Genomic DNA, 18,659 nt, shown 5'->3' with positions numbered 1-18,659 from the left:
AAAAAGTCGGAACGAAGTTCCGACTTTTTTAATATTCTTTTTTGTATTGTTCTTTCTTGAATTCGTCTACAAGATGTTCATTCAAACTATCAATGTAGCCTAAGATTTCTAATTTACCAATTTTACTCGAAGCTGAACTTGTAAATATTTTTGGTAATTCTTCCCAAGTTTTTAATAACTCGTTTTTGTAATGATTCAAGTTTTTTTGCATTTGAGTACTTGTTAGTTTGTCTAATTTTGTAAACACAATAGCAAATGGAATTTGTTTATTTCCTAACCATTCCATAAACTGTAAATCTATTTTTTGAGGTGTGTGTCGAGAATCAATCAATAAAAAAACATTCACTAAGTTTTTTCTGAATTCAATGTAATCATAGATCATTTTATTAAATCCTCCACGAACTCCTTTTGGGGCTTTTGCAAAACCATAACCTGGTAAATCTGCTAAGTACCAAGTATCATCCATTTCGAATGTGTTGATTAATTGTGTTTTACCTGGAGTTGCAGAAGTTTTAGCTAAAGCTTTTTTTTCTGCTAACATATTGATTAACGATGATTTTCCAACATTCGAACGGCCAATAAAAGCATATTCTGGTTTGAAAGGATCTGGACAGTCAGTATATTTTTGTGAACTTTTTACGAATTCAGCTTTTTTAATCATAATTATGCTTTAGTGACTGAATCTAATTGTTTTTCGATTAGCCATTTGTATAAAATTTCATTGAATAACTCTGGGTGTTCCATCATAGGAGCGTGCCCACATTCATCAATCCAGTAAAGAGAAGCATCAGGAAGTTCTTCATTGAACTCTATTGCAACTTCTGGAGGTGTAACATTATCTTGCTTTCCCCAGATTAAACAGACTGGCATTTTGATGTCTTTTAAATCATCTTTCATGTTAGATTTAATAGCATCTCTGGCAATGTATAAAGTTTTGATAGCTTTGTTTCTGTCATTCACAGTATTAAAAACATCATCAACAATCTCTTTTGTAGCAATTGTTGGATCGTAAAAAACTTCACGAGTTTTACGTTCTACATATTCATAATTTCCGCGTTTAGGATAAGTTTCTCCAAAAGATTTCTCATATAAACCAGAACTTCCTGTTAAGCAAAGAGCTTTTACGTATTCTGGATGTCTATGGCAAACCATTAAACCAATATGTCCTCCTAGAGAATTTCCAACTAAAATAGCAGGCTCTTTAACGACTTCTTCAATAAAATTTGCAACGTGTTTTGCAATATTTTTAATGTTTGTATTGATAACAGATAAAGAATATAAAGGTAATTCCGGTGCGAAAACTTTATAGCCTCTTTGCGCATAATAATTTGTAAGTGAGCTGAAATTACTAAGTTCACCCATTAAACCGTGAAGTAAAACAATTGGTTGTCCTTCTCCCTCTTCTATGTAAGAGAACTTATCTTTCTTTTTTAAGCTAAAAAACATCTACTCTAATATTATTAAGTCGACAAATTTAATTAATTATATTTTTTAATTAGTGCTTTATCCAAAAAACTTTAAAATACAATGTTATCAATCAATTAAAACAAGGTCTATATAAATATCAAAAAGGTTAGAATAAACAAGGTATTTGCGTTATAAAAATCATAACTATTTGATACTAAATTTCAATTTGTTGATAACTATTTTCATAAAAGTGGTAAAAAATGGTAATTTGTGGTAATATTTTTTTATTTTTGGAAAAATTCTATCATGAATTCATTAATTGGAACATATGAGTGTAAGGTAGATACAAAGGGTAGACTCCCAATACCAGCAGGTTTGAAGAAACAACTTGTTGATTGTTTGGAAGATGGCTTTGTGTTGAAAAGATCTGTGTTTCAAAATTGTTTAGAGCTGCATCCAATGAAAGAATGGGAAAAAGTAATGAATGATTTAAATAAATTGAATCGATTTGTGAAGAAAAACAATGATTTTATTAGAATTTTTACAGCTGGATTAAAAGTTGTCGAAGTTGATGCAAATGGAAGGTTACAGATTTCAAAAGATTTAGTGAAATTTGCAGAAATTAATAAGGAAGTTGTTCTTAATTCATCTGTAAACATGATCGAAATTTGGGATAAAGACAAATACGAAGAGTCGATTAATGTAGATGATCTAGACTTTGCTTCTTTGGCAGAAGATGTAATGGGAAATTTAGGAGAAGATGAGTGAATATCATAATCCAGTATTATTAAAAGATAGTGTTGATGCGTTAATTATTAGCGAATCGGGTATATATGTCGATTGTACGTTTGGTGGCGGAGGTCACTCGCGTGAAATATTAAGTCGTTTGGATCAAAATGGAAAATTATTTTCATTTGATCAAGATGCAGATGCTGTTCGCAATAAAATTGATGATAATCGATTTGAGTTAGTTGAGCAAAATTTTAGATTCTTGAAAAATAATTTAAGATTTCGTGGGATAAAACAAGTTGATGGTGTTTTGGGTGATTTGGGAGTTTCTTCTCATCAGTTTGATACGCCAGAACGTGGTTTTTCAACTCGCTTCGATGGAGAGTTAGATATGCGAATGAATCAGAATGCAAAATTATCTGCAAAAACAATTATTAATGAATACGAAGAAGAAGATCTTGCTCGTGTTTTTTATGATTTTGGAGAATTGCAAGGTTCGTATCGTTTAGCGAGAGAAGTTGTGAAAGCAAGAGCAGATAAACAAATCAATACAATTGATGAGTTGAAGCAGATTTTTTCATTCATTCCAAAAATGAAAGAAAATAAATTTTTCGCTCAAATGTTTCAGGCATTACGTATTGAAGCAAATGATGAAATGGCTGCATTGAAAGAAATGTTGACGCAATGTGGAGAAGTAATAAAACCAGGTGGACGCTTGGTGATTATTTCGTATCATTCGTTAGAAGATCGCTTGACAAAACGCTACATGAAAAACGGAATGTTTGAAGGAGAACCTGAACGTGATGTTTTTGGGAACTGGTCGGCGCCTTTCAAACCTTTACAATCAAAGGTGATTGTGCCAACGCAAGAAGAAATTAATGAAAATCCAAGAGCGCGTAGTGCGAAAATGCGTATTGCGGTTCGTAATGAGGATTAATAAATAGGAATGGCAAAAAAGAAAAAAATATTACCAGAGAAAAAAACTTTTACAGGTTTGTTGAGAGGTGAGTTTTTAATAAAAACTGGCTCAGAACAAAACTGGAAGTTTATGTTGTATCTGGTAGGTTTGGCTTTTTTGAGTATTTCGAGCTCACATTTAGTTGATCAAAAAGTGGTTCGAATCGCTGAATTGCAAGATAAAGTAGAAGATTTAAAATCTCAATATACAGATAAGCATCGCGATTTGATGCGTATGCAATTAGAAACAGAAATTTTGGAGCGTACAGCAGTGTATGGTTTGAAAATTCCAGATAAACAACCTTATTATATAGTAGACAAAGTTTATGACGAAGTCAGCGAAAAATAAAAACAATATTGTCATCAAAGGATGGGTGTTTGCCGGCGCGCTAGCGATTTGGGCCATCTTTATTATTGTTTTTATGTTTCGAATTAATATTGTAGAAGGGGTTGAATTAGAGCGTTTTGCCGAAAAGAATAATTTTAGATTAGATACCGTTACGGCGGAGCGTGGTAATTTATATGCTTCTAATGGTGCATTAATGGCTACAACTGTTACAAAACACAATGTTTATGTGGATTTGACGGTGATCAAAGATGAATTATTCAAAACAGAAATGCATAATCTTGCCGATTCTTTAGGTAAGATGTTTACAAAATCTCCCTCTTATTTTTACGACAAATTTTCTACAGAACGTAAAAAGAAGAACCGTTACATGATGTTGGTAAAAGATTTGGATTATGAGCAATATCAACGTATCAGAAAATTTCCAATCTTCAACAAAGGTCAAAACAAAGGAGGATTTATTCATGAAACTGAATCAAAACGAGAATTAATTGTTCAAGATATTGGAATTCGTACAATTGGTTATGATGATCAACGTGGAAAAGTGGGGTTAGAAGGAGCTTATTCAGACTTATTAAGCGGTGTTGAAGGTCGTCGTTGGGAACAGTTTATGGGACGCGGTAAATGGAAACCAATGAAAAGTTGGGAACAAGAACCTCAAGCGGGGTCATCTGTTTACACAACAATAGATGCAGATTTGCAAATGGTGGCTTATGATGCAATGTATAAGCAACTTTCTGAGTTTGAGGCACAACACGGAAGTGTGGTTGTAATGGAAGTTCAAACAGGGAAAGTTCGTGCAATTGTTAACTTATCTCGTAAAAAAGATGGAACATATATTGACGATTATAACTATGCGGTTGGTGAAGCTGCTGAACCAGGATCTACTTTCAAAACGGTTTCGTTGCTTGCGGCAATGGATGATGGTTTTATCAATAAAAATTCAACAGTAGAAACGGGAGGAGGAAGTTATAAATTCTATGGTCGTACGATTACAGATACTCATGGATACGGAACTTTAACTGTGGATGGTGTTATGAAGAAATCTTCTAACATTGGTACAGCGAAAATTATTAATAAATATTACGGAGAGAATCCAAAAGCTTTCTTCGAGAAAATGGATAAATGGCATATGACTTCGCCTCTTGGAGTAGATATTCTTGGAGAAGGAAGTCCAATTATGCATCGTCCAGATAGTAAATCTTGGAGTAATATTACATTACCTGTAATGGGATATGGGTATGGTTTACAATTAACTCCAATTCAAATTGTGACTTTCTACAACGCCGTAGCAAATAATGGTAAAATGTTGAAACCATTATTTATGGATAAAATCACACGTAAAGGTGAGCCTGATAAAGTTTTCGAACCTGTCGTTTTAGTAGATCAACTAACGTCTTTGGAAAATGTAAAACAAATGCAAGAAATGCTTCGTGGTGCAGTAGAACAAGGAACGGGACGTATTATTAGTAATAGTAATTACGATATTGCTGGGAAAACTGGTACAGCTCGTGTTGATTATTGGAAACGAGATGGTAAAGGAATGCAATATCGTGCATCATTTGCAGGGTATTTTCCAGCAGAAAAGCCAAAGTATTCTTGTATCGTAGTTGTGCATAAGCCAAATACAGCCAAAGGATTTTATGGAGGTAGTGTAACCGCTCCAGTTTTTAAGAAAATTGCCGATTGGGTATATTCAAAAACTCCTATACCTTTGCCACGTGATTTAGTAAAAAAGAACGCGGTGAAAGAGTTTAAAAAAGGAGATGATATTAATGTTAGTAATTCTAAAAATATAGTGCCAAATGTGACTGGTCATACAGGATCTAAAGCAATTCCGGTATTAGAAAATTTAGGATTAGATGTACAATATTCAGGATTTGGAAAAGTAACAAATCAATCCATTCCTGCGGGAACAAGATTTAAGAAGGGTGAGACAATTTATTTAATGTTGGAAGGATGAGAAATTTAGTTGATTTATTATATAAAGTTTCCATCTCAGAAACGATTGGTTCAACAAAAGTTGAAGTCAATAATATTCAATTTGATTCAAGAAAAGTATCAAACGATGATGTTTTTGTAGCTGTAAATGGAGTTACAGTTGATGGTCATCAGTATATAGAAAAAGCGATTGGTTTAGGTGCTAAAGCAATTGTTTGCGAAGTTTTACCAGAAAATTTAGTTGATGGAATAACGTATGTGAAAGTTGAAAATTCAACGATTGCATTAGGGATTTTAGCTTCTAACTTTTATGGAAATCCAACAAAAGATTTAAAACTTGTTGGAGTTACAGGTACGAATGGAAAAACAACAACGACAACTTTGTTGTATGAATTGTTTACAAAATTAGGCTACGCTTGTGCATTAATTTCGACGATTAAAATTGTGATTGATGGTGAAGTGATTCCGTCTACGCATACAACGCCAGATATTTTGACATTGAACAAAATGTTTCGTGAAGCGGTAGATAGAGGTTGCGAATTTGCTTTTATGGAAGTTTCTTCGCACGGAATTCATCAAAATAGAATTGCTGGTTTGCATTTCGAAGTGGCTGGATTTACGAATATCACGCACGATCATTTAGATTATCACAAAACATTTGCAAATTATCTTGCAGCAAAAAAGAAATTCTTCGACGATTTGCCAAAAACGTCTACAGCAATTTCAAATGCAGATGATAAAAACGGAAAAGTAATGCTTCAGAATACAGTTGCTACGAAAAGATTGTATGCGCTAAAAACTGATGCAGATTTTAAAGGAAAAATTATTGAACACCAATTTGATGGAATGCAATTAGAATTCAACGGAAAAGAATTCTGGACATCATTAATTGGTCAATTCAATGCATATAATTTATTATTAGTTTTTGGTGTAGCATCAATTTTAGGACAAGATGAGTTAGAAGTCTTGAAAGCGTTGAGCACACTTGGAAATGTTGATGGTCGTTTTCAAACATTCAAAACAGAATCAGGAATTATCGTAATCGTAGATTATGCACATACGCCTGATGCATTAGAAAATGTTTTGGATACAATAGAAGGGATTCGTACCAAAAACGAAAAACTAATAACAGTTGTAGGTTGTGGTGGAGATCGCGATAAAACAAAACGTCCAGAAATGGCGGATATCGCGAGCGAAAAATCTAATCTTGCCATTTTTACATCAGATAATCCAAGAACCGAAGATGCAGAAGAAATTCTTCGAGAAATGGAAGTTGGTGTAAAAGCGCAATTTTATAATCGCACCTTGAAGATTACAGATCGAAAAGAAGCTATAAAAACAGCACTTAAAATGGCCGAACCAAAAGATATTATTTTGATTGCGGGAAAAGGCCACGAGACGTATCAAGAAATTAACGGAGTAAGAACACATTTTTCTGATGTAGAAGTTGCATCAGAATTGAGTAAAATATTGAACAAATAAAGAATGTTATACTATTTATTTGATTATTTAGAAGGTATTCATTTTCCAGGAGCGCGTATGTTTCAATACACGTCTTTCCGTGCGGGAATGGCAATTTTATTGGCAATGTTCATCAGTTTGTTTTATGGAAAACGAATTATCAGTTATTTACGTAAAGAACAAATGGGTGAAATTGTTCGTGATTTAGGTTTAAAAGGACAAATCGAAAAAGCAGGGACGCCAACAATGGGTGGTTTAATCATCATTTTGGCAACATTAATTCCGACTTTACTTTTTGCAAAATTAGATAATATATACATTATCATTTTGTTGGTTTCAACAATTTGGTTAGGTGTAATCGGATTTTTAGATGATTACATCAAGGTTTTTAAGAAAAATAAAGAAGGTTTACAAGGTAAATTTAAAATTTTAGGACAAGTAGGTCTTGGAGTTGTTGTTGGATTAATGCTTTATTTCAGTCCGACAGTAACTGTGAAACATCAAGAAAATAGAGTAAAAACTTCTGTAGGAACAGAACAAACAGAATACAATCGACCAATTAAATTTGGTCCAGAAGAAAAAACCTTGGAAACAACAATGCCTTTTGTAAAAGGAAATGAATTCAACTATTCTGATATTTTATTCTGGATGGATGCACAAGATCGACCAACATGGGCGGTTGCAGCGATTTTCATTTTTGCAGTAATTTTTATTATTACAGCAGTTTCAAATGGAGCAAATTTAACAGATGGTATAGATGGTTTAGCAGCAGGTAGTTCCGCTGTAATTATGGCAGCCATTGCTATGTTTGTTTTCGTATCGGGAAATATTATGTTCGCAGATTATCTGAATATTATGTTTATTCCTCGTTCTGAAGAAGTATTGATTTTTTGCGGTGCATTCCTTGGAGGTTTGATAGGATTTATTTGGTACAATACCTATCCAGCTCAAGTGTTCATGGGAGATACAGGAAGTTTAACAATCGGAGGAATTATTGCTGTTTTAGCAATTATCGTTCGTAAAGAATTGTTACTACCAATTTTGTGCGGAATATTTTTCGCAGAAAGTTTATCAGTAATGTTACAAGTGTCTTATTTCAAGTACACGAAAAAGAAATTTGGTGAAGGTCGCAGAATCTTTTTGATGTCTCCTCTACATCACCATTTTCAGAAGTTAGGTTATCACGAAAGTAAAATCGTGGTGCGTGCAATTATCATTGGAATCATTTTAGCGGTAATTAGTATTATTACCTTAAAGATTAGATAAAAATGAAAAGATTAGTCGTTTTAGGAGGAGGAGAAAGTGGCGTAGGAACAGCTATTCTTGCAAAGAAAGAAAACTTTGATGTTTTTCTTTCGGACATGGGACAAATAAAAGACAAGTATAAACAACTTTTGGAGGAGTACGGAATTGCTTATGAAGAAGGTCTACACACAGAAGAATTAATTCTGAATGCCGATCAAGTAATGAAAAGTCCAGGTATTCCAAAAAAAGCAGCGCTAATTCAGAAATTAGAAGAAAAAGGAATTTCAATTATTTCTGAAATTGAATTTGCGTCTCGTTACACAGATGCAAAAATTATTGCGATTACAGGATCTAATGGAAAAACAACCACAACAAGTTTGATGTTCCATATCCTAAAGCAAGCTGGATTAAATGTAGGATTAGGTGGTAACATCGGAAAAAGTTTTGCAAAATCTGTAGCAGAAGACAACTTCGATTATTATGTATTAGAAGTAAGTAGTTTTCAGTTAGATGATATCAAAACAGATTTCAAACCGTATGTTACAATTTTGCTAAACATTACACCAGATCATTTAGACCAATACAATTATCAGTTTGATTTGTATGCAAAGGCTAAATTCAGAATTACTGAAAACCAAGATGAAAACGATTATTTTATCTACAATTTGGATGATCCAAAAACAATGGAGATGATTGATCAGATTAATATTCGTGCTCATAAAAAACCGTTCACAATGATGGATGCAACAAATGAAGCATGCGCAAACAATGAATTGTTCCGTGTGAATGATTCGAATGGTGATTTTACAATGTTAGTGAATGATTTAGGATTAATTGGAAAACACAATATTTCTAATTCATTGGCTGCGGCTGTAGCTGCAAAAATTATTGATATTAATAATGAGGATCTAAAAAAGAGTTTGTCAGATTTCAAATCTGTTGAACATCGTTTAGAGCCAGTTTTAACAATTGGAGGAATTGATTTTATCAACGATTCTAAAGCAACAAATGTAAATGCAACGTATTTTGCCTTGGAAAGTATGACAAAACCAGTTGTTTGGATTGTTGGAGGAACTGATAAAGGAAACGATTACAACGAAGTTTTACCTTTCGTGAAAAAGAAAGTGAAAGCAATAGTTTGTTTAGGTGTTGATAACGCAAAAATTGTTGATTTTTTCAGTCCATATATCGATACAATTGTAGAAACTAATACAATGAAAGATTGTGTAGAACAATCATATAAATTAGCAACAAAAGGAGAAACGGTTCTTCTGTCGCCAGCTTGCGCAAGTTTCGATTTGTTCAAAGGTTATGAAGATCGTGGAGATCAATTTAAAGAAAACGTACGCAAATTATAATAACACAACCAACCAATGTCTAACATCGTACAAAAATATTTTAAAGGCGATAAACCGCTTTGGGCTTTCATTTTATTGTTAGCACTATTTTCGTTTTTACCTGTTTATTCAGCAAGTTCAAACTTGGTGTATACGGTAGGATCGGGTACTATTTTTGGGCATTTAGGTAAACACGCTGTGATTTTATTAATTGGTTTATTTATCATTTATGGATTACAACGTATTGATTATCGTTGGTTTGGTTTGTTTGCTTTAACAGCTGTTGTTATACTTTCTGGAGTTTTGGCAATAACACTCGTACAAGGACAAACCATTGGTGGTGCAAATGCTGCACGTTGGTTAACGATTCCGGGAACTGGAATTGGTATTCAGCCTTCGATGATTGCTTCGCAAGCGTTGTTGATTTATATTGCTCGTTATTTAACAAAAAATAGAGACAAAGAATATACGTGGAAAAATACAGCAGTTCCATTATTCTTACCAATTATTGTAATTGTAGGATTAATCTTTCCTTCTAATGGTTCAACAGCGTTGATGTTAGCTGGAATGTGCGGAATATTGTTGATTATTGGTGGATTTCCATTCAAATATTTATTTACAATTGCTGGAGTAGGTTTAATACTCGGTGGCGGATTCGTGTGGATGGCTTTATCTCGACCAGATTTAGTAACAAATTCTCGTGTGCACACATGGATGTCACGTATCGAGAAATTTAATGATGATTCTGGATTAGAAAGTTATCAAGTTTTACACGCAAAAGCTGCAATTGCAAGAGGGTTGAATGAAATGGCTGGACCAGGAAAAAGTGTTTTCAAACAAACTTTACCTCAGTCATCATCCGATTTTATCTTCGCGATTATTGTAGAAGAATATGGTGCAATTGGTGCAATTTTATTAATTGGAATTTTCCTTCTCATATTAATTCGAATTTGTATCATCGCATCGAAAATTCATACCGTTTTTGGTACGCTACTTGTATTTGCAGTGGGCTTACCAATTATTATACAAGCAATGGTAAACATGGCTGTAGCGGTTAATTTAATTCCAGTAACAGGGCAACCGTTACCAATGATTAGTTACGGAGGAACATCCATTTGGATGACATGTATTTCGTTCGGAATAATTTTGAGCGTAAGTACTCAGATTAAATCGCAAGAAGAAATAGAACAAGATAGAAAAGTATTAAGTGAAGAATACATCGAAGACATCGCCTAAAGTTTTAATAAGCGGCGGAGGAACAGGTGGACATATTTATCCAGCCATTGCAATTGCAGACGAAATAAAAAGGCGTTTGCCAGATGCACAAATTTTGTTCGTTGGAGCGGAAGGAAGAATGGAAATGGAAAAAGTGCCAAAAGTTGGGTATGACATTAAAGGTTTACCAATTTCTGGATTTGATAGAAGTAACATGAAAGCGAATTTAAAGTTCCCTTTCAAATTGATAAAAAGCTTGAGTCTTGCAAAAAAAATCTACAAAGATTTTCAACCAGATTTAGCTATTGGTACAGGAGGTTATGCAAGTGGACCAATGTTGTGGGTAGCAGGAAGTAAAAATGTTCCGATTTTATTACAAGAACAAAATTCGTTTCCAGGAGTTACTAACAAAATTTTGAAAAATAAAGCGAGTGCAATTTGTACAGCTTACGAAGGAATTTCACAGTTTCCACAAGAAAAAGTGCATTATACAGGAAATCCAATTCGTGCTGAGATTTTTCAAAATTTACCATCAAAAGCAGAAGCAATTTCAGCTTTTGGATTAGATCCAGAAAAACCAACTATTTTATCAGTTGGAGGTTCGCAAGGATCAAGAGCAATGAACAATGCTTGGTTTGAAAACCTTGACGAATTTGTTGCAAGTGGCGTTCAGTTGATTTGGCAAACAGGAAAGTTAGATTATCAAAAAATCAAAAATTTGGTTGGTGATAAATATCCAACGATTCATGTAACCGAATTTATTTATAACATGAAAGATGCGTATGCAGCTTCGGATATGATTGTTTCTCGTGCAGGAGCAATGGCGATTTCGGAATTGTGTATTGTTGGAAAAGCAACTATTTTGCTTCCATTGCCAACAGCGGCAGAAGATCATCAAACCAAAAATGCACAAGCATTGGTTGAGAAAGATGCAGCGATCATGGTGAAAGATGCAAATGCAAAGCAAATTTTAGTCAAAGAAGTAATTGCTTTGGCGAACAATGAAGAATTAAAAAATAAATTATCTCAAAACATTAAGCAATTAGGGAAACCGAACGCGACAAAAGAGATTGTAGATATATTATTGAATTTATTATAATGAATATTTTAGATAAAACATATTATTATTTCATCGGTGCTGGAGGAATCGGAATGAGTGCTTTGGAACGTTTCTTCAAGTCAATCGGAAAAGAAGTTGCTGGTTATGACAAAACGCAAACCGAGTTAACAACTGAATTGATTGCTGAAGGAATTGATATTCATTTCGAAGATAACATCGAGTTAATTCCAGCAGGAATTAATGCAGAAAATACGTTGGTAATTTATACGCCAGCGGTACCAAAAGATCATTCAGAACTAAATTATTTTTTAGTGAATGATTTTAAAGTCATGAAACGTTCAGAAGTGTTAGGTGAAATTACCAAACATACATACAATATTGGTGTTGCGGGAACGCACGGAAAAACAACGACTTCGTCTATTTTAGGACATATCCTAAAAGTTGCAGATGTAGAATGTACAGCTTTTTTAGGTGGTATTGCGGAGAATTACGATTCGAACATCATACTAAATGGTTCTAAATATACAGTTGCAGAAGCTGATGAGTTTGACCGTTCTTTTTTACGTCTTTCTCCAAAATTAGCGATTATCACAAGTGATGATGCAGATCATTTAGATATTTATGGTGAGCGTGATGAAGTGAAAAAGTCATTTCAAGAGTTCGCAGCAATTGTTGAAGAAAAATTATTTGTTCACAAAGGTTTGCCATTCGAAGGAGCTTTTACATATGGAGTGGATTTGGATGCAGATTACGATGCACACAATGTAAGAATTATTGACGGACATTATGTGTTTGATGTAAAAACACCAAATGGTTCGTTGACAGATGTAGGAATTTTATTACCTGGACATCACAACATGGAAAATGCGGTTGCAGCTTTGGCTGTTGCTGATTATATGGGTGTTCCTCATGATAAAATTAAAGAAGCTTTATCAACTTTTGTTGGAGTTAAAAGACGTTTTAATCGTTTCGAAGCAAATGGAAAAATTTACATCGACGATTATGCGCATCATCCAACAGAATTGAATGCAGCAATTCGGTCAGTTCGTGAACTTTACCCGGGTAGAAAAGTGTTGGGAGTATTTCAGCCTCACTTATTTACACGTACAAGAGATTTCGCAGAAGAATTTGGACAAAGTTTATCACAGTTAGATAGTTTGATTTTATTAGACATTTATCCTGCCAGAGAGTTGCCAGTCGAAGGAATTACTTCAAATTGGTTGCTAGAAAAGGTGAATTTAAATGAAAAAATAGTATCTTCATTAGAAGATAGTTTAGCAAACATCAAAAAACAAGATTTTGATGTATTATTGACTGTTGGAGCAGGAAATATTGATACAATTGTTAAACCAATAAAAGAGTGGTTAAGTGAAGCGTAAATTGAAAATCATAAAAGTGATTTTTGGAGTTGCCTTGCTAATCGGTTTGATTAGTTTTACGGTAATTAAGAATGCTTCGCGTACAGTGAATAAAATTGACGTGGCGTTTGTTCAGCCAGTTGATAATTATTTTATTAATGATGAATCAATAAGAGAAATTATCAACAAAGATGGAAAAGACATTCTGAAACAATCTCTACGAGAGGTGAATGTACAGGAAATCGAACAAAAAGTAAGTGAGAGTCCTTTTGTGGATTCTGTACAAGTAAGTAAAGATATAAATGGACATTTACGACTTGATATAAAAGCAAACTCAGCAGTTGCAAGAATAAAAACGCTGAAAGATGAATTTTATTTGACAACAAAAGGCGAAAAAATGCCTTTATCTAAATTAAATTCAGCGGATGTAATCTTAGTTTCTGGTGATGTAAAACCGAATGAATATGAGGATTTGAGTAAATTTGTACAAGCTTTGAAAGCAGACGATTTATTAAAAAATCACATCATAGCCATTCAAAAAGTAGGACAACGTTCTTTTAATTTAATTGTAAACACAGGAAACTATTATATAGAATTAGGAACCTTAAATAACTTTGAACAGAAGTTACATAATCTAAAATTATTCTATAATCAATACATTGATTTTATAGGAACTGAAGATTATGAAAAATTGAGCTTGAAATTTGTAAACCAAGTTGTAGCAACCAAACGAATAAAAAATGGAAAACAATAGTAAGATTGCAGTTGGCTTAGACATAGGGACTACAAAGATTGTAGCACTTGTCGGACGAAAAAATGAAAACGGAAAAATCGAAATTCTTGGACACGGACAAGCAAAAAGCTTAGGTGTACACAGAGGTGTTGTAAATAATATTACACAAACCATTAACTCGATAAAAGAGGCAATTGATAAGGCTGAAAGATCATCTGGTGTCAAAATTACTGATGTTACTGTTGGTATTGCCGGACAACATATTCGTAGTTTACAACATAGCGATTACATTACTCGTACCAATTCAGAAGACGTGATTGATGATAATGATTTAAAGTTATTAACAAATCAAGTTTACAAATTAGTGATGTTACCTGGAGAAGAAATTATCCATGTTCTTCCTCAAGAATTTAAGGTTGATAACGAAGGTGAAATCCGCGAACCAATTGGAATGTACGGAAGTCGTTTAGAGGCTAATTTCCATGTGGTTGTAGGACAAGTTTCATCTATCCGAAATATTGCACGTTGTGTAAAAGCTGCTGGTTTACGTTTGGCAAGTATTACTTTAGAACCAATTGCATCGTCTAGTGCTGCGCTTAGCGAAGAAGAAAAAGAAGCTGGTGTTGCATTGATTGATATAGGTGGTGGAACAACGGATATTGCAATTTTTAAGGATAATATTATTCGTCATACATCTGTTATTCCGTTTGGTGGAAATGTGATTACAGAAGACATTAAAGTTGGATGTTCTATTATTGGAAAGCAAGCTGAAGCTTTAAAAGAAAAATTTGGTTCTGCTTGGCCAGGAGAAAATAAAGAAACTGAAATTGTATCGATTCCTGGTTTAAAAGGACGCGAAGCAAAAGAAATATCATTAAAAAGATTGTCACAAATTATTCATGCACGTGTGCAGGAAATTTTGGAACAAGTATATTTAGAATTGAAAAATTACGGTTGCGAAGATCAAAACAAAAAACTGATTGCAGGAATCGTTTTAACAGGTGGTGGATCTAAATTGAAACACATTCGTCAGTTAACAGAATATGTAACTGGAATGGATGTAAGAATTGGATACTCTAACGAACATATTGTCGGAGCAAAAGCTGAGGAAATTAGCGGACCAGAATATGCAACATCTGTTGGATTATTGATGAAAGGTTTAGAAGAATTAGCGGCGAATTATCAGCACGAAATTTATGAAAAACCAGTTATTAATAATTTAAATAACCAAGAAGAATTAGAAATTGGAATTCAACCAACACAACAAAAAAAGATTGTAAAATCTGAAATTGTTGTTGAGGAAGAAATTATCCAAAAACCAAAAAGAGAAGAAATAGTGGACGAATTCTTGGATCAAGAAATTGGAGAAAAGAAAGAAGCTAAATCTAAACCAGAAAAGAAAAATTTCTTTTCGAAATGGACGGATAAATTTATCCAAATGATCAACGAAACTGAATAATAAGAATAAACTAGAATAAATTACGAACCAATTTAATAAGAAGAATATGAGTGATATGTTAACAGGAGATATTGTGTTCAATTTACCAAAGAGCCGATCTCAAGCTATCAAAGTAATCGGAGTAGGTGGTGGAGGTAGTAATGCCGTAAACTACATGTTTGAACAAGGAATTGCAGGTGTAGAATTTGTAATTTGTAATACGGACTCTCAAGCATTAGCAAATAGTCCAGTACCAACAAGAATTCAATTAGGACAAGCAATAACAGAAGGTTTAGGAGCTGGAGCAAATCCTGAGGTAGGAGAGCAATCTGCTATCGAAAGTATGGATGATGTAAAAGCTGTTTTAGACGAAGGAACTAAAATGGTCTTTATTACTGCCGGAATGGGTGGTGGTACAGGAACCGGAGCAGCGCCAGTAATTGCTGGTATTGCAAAAGAAATGGATATTTTAACAGTAGGGATTGTTACAGCGCCATTCTTTTTCGAAGGAAGAATGAGGTTGGAACAAGCCGAAAAAGGTATCGAAAAATTAAGACAAAACGTAGATTCATTGATTGTGATCAACAATGATAAATTACGTGAATTATATGGAAACTTAGGTTTCAAAAATGGTTTCTCAAAAGCTGATGAGGTTTTAACAACAGCAGCTAAAGGAATTGCAGAAGTTATTACACAACACTATGCAATGAACATCGATTTACGTGATGCGCGTACAGTACTTAAAAATTCTGGTACAGCAATCATGGGATCTGCGCAAGGTTCTGGTGAAAACAAAGCGAAAGACGCAATTTCTTCTGCTTTAGATTCTCCATTGTTAAACAATAACAAAATTACAGGCGCACGTAATGTATTGTTATTGATTTTATCTGGTAATAATGAAATTACAATGGATGAAATCGGTATTATCAATGATTACATTCAACAAGAAGCTGGTAATAGTGCAAATATTATTATGGGTATTGGTGAAGACTTAGATTTAGGAGATTCTATCTCTGTAACTGTTGTAGCAACAGGTTTTCCTACAGAAGATCAGGCGTATACAGGAAAAGAAGAACAAAAAATTGTACACACATTAGAGGAAGAACAACCAATTAATAAAACATTAACTGTTGATCAACCTTTTGTAAATCGTGTAAAACCAATGACGTTAGATTTTGGTCGTTCTAATGCTTCTCAACAAGCAACACAAACGCCTCAACAAAATCAAACGCCAGAGGCTCCTCAAAATAATTATCGTCAAGCAGATATTAACCAAAGTTTTCAACAACAAACTTATCACAATACGCCAGAAGAATCTTTCGAAGAAAATAATTCTCCAAAGCGTTATGTTCTAGATGATATTGAAGATGAGCCAGTTCAAGAAAGACGTTCTTATGATGATTTCGAACCACGTTTGAAATCTGATTTTAATCGTCCGCAAGAACCAACGAACAATGTGAATAATAATCAAACATATAATTCATATTCTAATCCTGTAGCTTCGGAACAGTCAAATTATCCTCAAAATAATTATACAGGATATCAAGCACCAAAGAATGAAGGATATGGAAGTGTAGAGCCAATTCAATCTAATGTAGCTCATTCAGCTGCTCCACAAGCAGAAGAAGTACAAGTTGCAGTAGATCCGTTTAGCCAACCAATTGAGCAGTCAAATGATCCTGAATTGAATAGTATGATTGAAGAGAGAAGAAATCGTTTGAAACAATTTAATTTTAAATTCAACAATACGATGACTAATTCTCAAGTAGACGAATACGAAGCAATTCCTGCTTACAAACGTCAAGGATTGAATTTATCTGATCGTAATGATAATCAATCTTCTGATTTTTCTGTCGGAACTAATCGTAACAACGAAACACAAATTCGTCCAAACAATTTTCTACACGATAATGTAGATTAATAAACGATCACTCGTAAAAAATATTCTTATTATAGAAAAGGTTCATTGCTTTTGTGATGAGCCTTTTTTTGTCTTAAATTTGTAGTCTAAAAGCAAAAATCATGAATTTAGAAACTCAAATAATGGCACAGTTAAAAGAAGCGATGAAAGCTAAAAATACTGTTGCTTTAGAAGCTTTAAGAGCTGTAAAATCTGAATTATTATTAGCAAAAACATCTGGAGCTAACGGTGAATTATCAGAAGATCAAGAAATTGCTTTATTACAAAAATTAGTAAAACAACGTAAAGAAGCTGCTGAACAATTCGAAGCAAACGACCGTGCAGAATTAGCTGAAAAAGAATTGGCACAAGCAGAAGTAATCCAACAATTTTTACCTGCTCAATTATCAGATGAAGAATTAACAGCTGCAATTACAGAAATTGTTGCAGAGGTTGGCGCTACTTCTCCAAAAGATATGGGAAAAGTAATGGGAGCTGCTTCATCTAAATTGGCTGGTAAAGCGGAAGGGAAATTAATTTCAGCTAAAGTAAAAGACATTTTAGCTAGTTTATAATTGATTTTTAAATCTTTAAAAATTAAGAAAAGGTAAAGTTTACGAAACTTTACCTTTTTTATTTCTTTATTTGATAAATTTCTTCAAATTATAGAAAATGATTAGTTATTGATTATCATTTATATATCCGATTTAAATGAATAATTGCCAAAAAAATTAGGATTATAGATTTATTTTAACATTAAATTAACAATTCGCTATAAGCATCTAAATTAGCAAAGCACAAGAGATTTTAGAATTAAAAATCAAACGATTAGAATAATTCTAAATAAGAAGCTGTTTATACCCTTAAATTTGCAAAGTAAATCAGAAAAATCTAAAGGATGACGAAAAGCATTACAGCGTTTATAGCAATGTTAATGATTTTTCCAATAGCAAATGCTGATGGTAAAATTTTTAAGGATTCTGGTAGTAATGACACAATTATTATGCCAGCTTCTGAGAAAAGATTTAGTAAAGATATTGATAATGATACCATCAAAAAAGATACATTATCAGTTGAAGATGAAAAGTTGGTTGGAGAACTTATTGAGAATAGTGCTCGAAAAATCTCGACAGGAGTTGTTTCTTGGTATGGAGACAAATTCCACGGACGCAAGACAGCTAGTGGTGAAACGTATGACAAACACGAACTAACAGCTGCCCATAAGTCTTTACCATTTGGTACGAAAGTAAAAGTTACGAATATCAGAAATGGTAAATCTGTAGTTGTTGAAATCAACGACAGAGGTCCATACGCTAAATCTAGAGTTTTAGACTTAAGTCAAGCTGCATTCAGCGAAATTGGTCACACCAACACAGGAGTGATGCAAGTTGAATACGAAATTATCAAAAGCGAAGATAAGAAAGACTAAGATGTTCAGAAAAAATAAAAAGGTTTGAGAATTTATTCTCAAACCTTTTTTTATGCTCTTACGTTTTTTGTAAAAAAAAAATCCTGATAAATGAATATCAGGA

Annotated in this window: 17 protein-coding genes; 15 read left to right on the top strand and 2 right to left on the bottom strand. The window is 33.5% G+C overall.

From position 1 onward, the window contains the following. Positions 1–28: 28 nt before the first annotated feature. Both yihA and E4J94_RS01205 read right to left on the bottom strand, forming a co-directional pair. Positions 29–661 carry a ribosome biogenesis GTP-binding protein YihA/YsxC gene (yihA, locus tag E4J94_RS01210; protein WP_135834075.1) on the bottom strand — a complete coding sequence of 211 codons (633 nt, stop codon included), beginning with the start codon at positions 659–661 and terminating at the stop codon, positions 29–31. Positions 662–663: 2 nt separating this feature from the next. Continuing rightward, complete coding sequence (locus E4J94_RS01205) at positions 664–1,446, bottom strand: alpha/beta fold hydrolase (RefSeq protein ID WP_135834074.1); 783 nt, start codon at positions 1,444–1,446, stop codon at positions 664–666. A 267-nt stretch (positions 1,447–1,713) separates the two neighbouring features. Between E4J94_RS01205 and mraZ the strand changes: the two genes are divergently transcribed. The 15 genes from mraZ (at position 1,714) to E4J94_RS01130 (ending at position 18,556) form a co-directional block, all read left to right on the top strand. Next, on the top strand, positions 1,714–2,175 hold the full coding sequence (mraZ, locus tag E4J94_RS01200) for a division/cell wall cluster transcriptional repressor MraZ (RefSeq protein ID WP_135834073.1): 462 nt from the start codon (positions 1,714–1,716) through the stop codon (positions 2,173–2,175). Next, positions 2,168–3,073 (top strand): 16S rRNA (cytosine(1402)-N(4))-methyltransferase RsmH, encoded by a 906-nt coding sequence (gene rsmH / locus E4J94_RS01195; RefSeq protein ID WP_135834072.1) that lies wholly within the window; start codon positions 2,168–2,170, stop codon positions 3,071–3,073. The genes mraZ and rsmH overlap by 8 nt, the downstream gene beginning before the upstream one ends. Before the next feature lie 9 nt (positions 3,074–3,082). Then, entirely contained in the window at positions 3,083–3,442 is a 360-nt protein-coding gene (locus E4J94_RS01190; protein WP_135834071.1) for an FtsL-like putative cell division protein, read from the top strand. Beyond that, positions 3,420–5,402, top strand: coding sequence for a penicillin-binding protein (locus E4J94_RS01185; RefSeq protein ID WP_135834070.1), 1,983 nt, complete (start codon positions 3,420–3,422; stop codon positions 5,400–5,402). Before E4J94_RS01190 ends, E4J94_RS01185 begins: the two co-directional genes overlap by 23 nt. Further along, on the top strand, positions 5,399–6,862 hold the full coding sequence (locus tag E4J94_RS01180) for a UDP-N-acetylmuramoyl-L-alanyl-D-glutamate--2,6-diaminopimelate ligase (protein WP_135834069.1): 1,464 nt from the start codon (positions 5,399–5,401) through the stop codon (positions 6,860–6,862). The genes E4J94_RS01185 and E4J94_RS01180 overlap by 4 nt, the downstream gene beginning before the upstream one ends. Before the next feature lie 3 nt (positions 6,863–6,865). Next, positions 6,866–8,107, top strand: coding sequence for a phospho-N-acetylmuramoyl-pentapeptide-transferase (gene mraY, locus E4J94_RS01175; protein WP_135834068.1), 1,242 nt, complete (start codon positions 6,866–6,868; stop codon positions 8,105–8,107). A gap of 2 nt (positions 8,108–8,109) precedes the next feature. Then, entirely contained in the window at positions 8,110–9,444 is a 1,335-nt protein-coding gene (gene murD / locus E4J94_RS01170; RefSeq protein WP_135834067.1) for a UDP-N-acetylmuramoyl-L-alanine--D-glutamate ligase, read from the top strand. A gap of 15 nt (positions 9,445–9,459) precedes the next feature. Continuing rightward, a complete protein-coding gene (locus E4J94_RS01165) occupies positions 9,460–10,659 on the top strand; it encodes an FtsW/RodA/SpoVE family cell cycle protein (RefSeq protein ID WP_135834066.1) in 1,200 nt (399 codons plus the stop codon). After that, complete coding sequence (murG, locus tag E4J94_RS01160) at positions 10,631–11,737, top strand: undecaprenyldiphospho-muramoylpentapeptide beta-N-acetylglucosaminyltransferase (protein WP_135834065.1); 1,107 nt, start codon at positions 10,631–10,633, stop codon at positions 11,735–11,737. Before E4J94_RS01165 ends, murG begins: the two co-directional genes overlap by 29 nt. Beyond that, entirely contained in the window at positions 11,737–13,077 is a 1,341-nt protein-coding gene (gene murC, locus E4J94_RS01155) for a UDP-N-acetylmuramate--L-alanine ligase (protein WP_135834064.1), read from the top strand. The genes murG and murC overlap by 1 nt, the downstream gene beginning before the upstream one ends. Position 13,078: 1 nt before the next feature. Beyond that, positions 13,079–13,810 carry a cell division protein FtsQ/DivIB gene (locus E4J94_RS01150; protein WP_246034224.1) on the top strand — a complete coding sequence of 244 codons (732 nt, stop codon included), beginning with the start codon at positions 13,079–13,081 and terminating at the stop codon, positions 13,808–13,810. After that, positions 13,797–15,248 (top strand): cell division protein FtsA, encoded by a 1,452-nt coding sequence (ftsA, locus tag E4J94_RS01145; RefSeq protein WP_135834062.1) that lies wholly within the window; start codon positions 13,797–13,799, stop codon positions 15,246–15,248. Before E4J94_RS01150 ends, ftsA begins: the two co-directional genes overlap by 14 nt. Before the next feature lie 55 nt (positions 15,249–15,303). Beyond that, complete coding sequence (ftsZ, locus tag E4J94_RS01140) at positions 15,304–17,148, top strand: cell division protein FtsZ (RefSeq protein WP_135834227.1); 1,845 nt, start codon at positions 15,304–15,306, stop codon at positions 17,146–17,148. Between the two features lie 101 nt (positions 17,149–17,249). Continuing rightward, positions 17,250–17,702 (top strand): GatB/YqeY domain-containing protein, encoded by a 453-nt coding sequence (locus tag E4J94_RS01135; protein ID WP_038332853.1) that lies wholly within the window; start codon positions 17,250–17,252, stop codon positions 17,700–17,702. Between the two features lie 323 nt (positions 17,703–18,025). Then, the gene (locus tag E4J94_RS01130; protein ID WP_135834061.1) at positions 18,026–18,556 is read left to right on the top strand and encodes a septal ring lytic transglycosylase RlpA family protein; all 531 of its coding nucleotides are present in this window, start codon (positions 18,026–18,028) and stop codon (positions 18,554–18,556) included. Positions 18,557–18,659 lie beyond the last annotated feature (103 nt).

The sequence above is a fragment of the Empedobacter tilapiae genome (genome assembly GCF_004785645.1).
Lineage (GTDB): Bacteria > Bacteroidota > Bacteroidia > Flavobacteriales > Weeksellaceae > Empedobacter > Empedobacter tilapiae.
The sequence above is the reverse complement of the archived record's forward strand: the minus strand, read 5'-3'. Positions and strand labels throughout refer to the sequence as shown.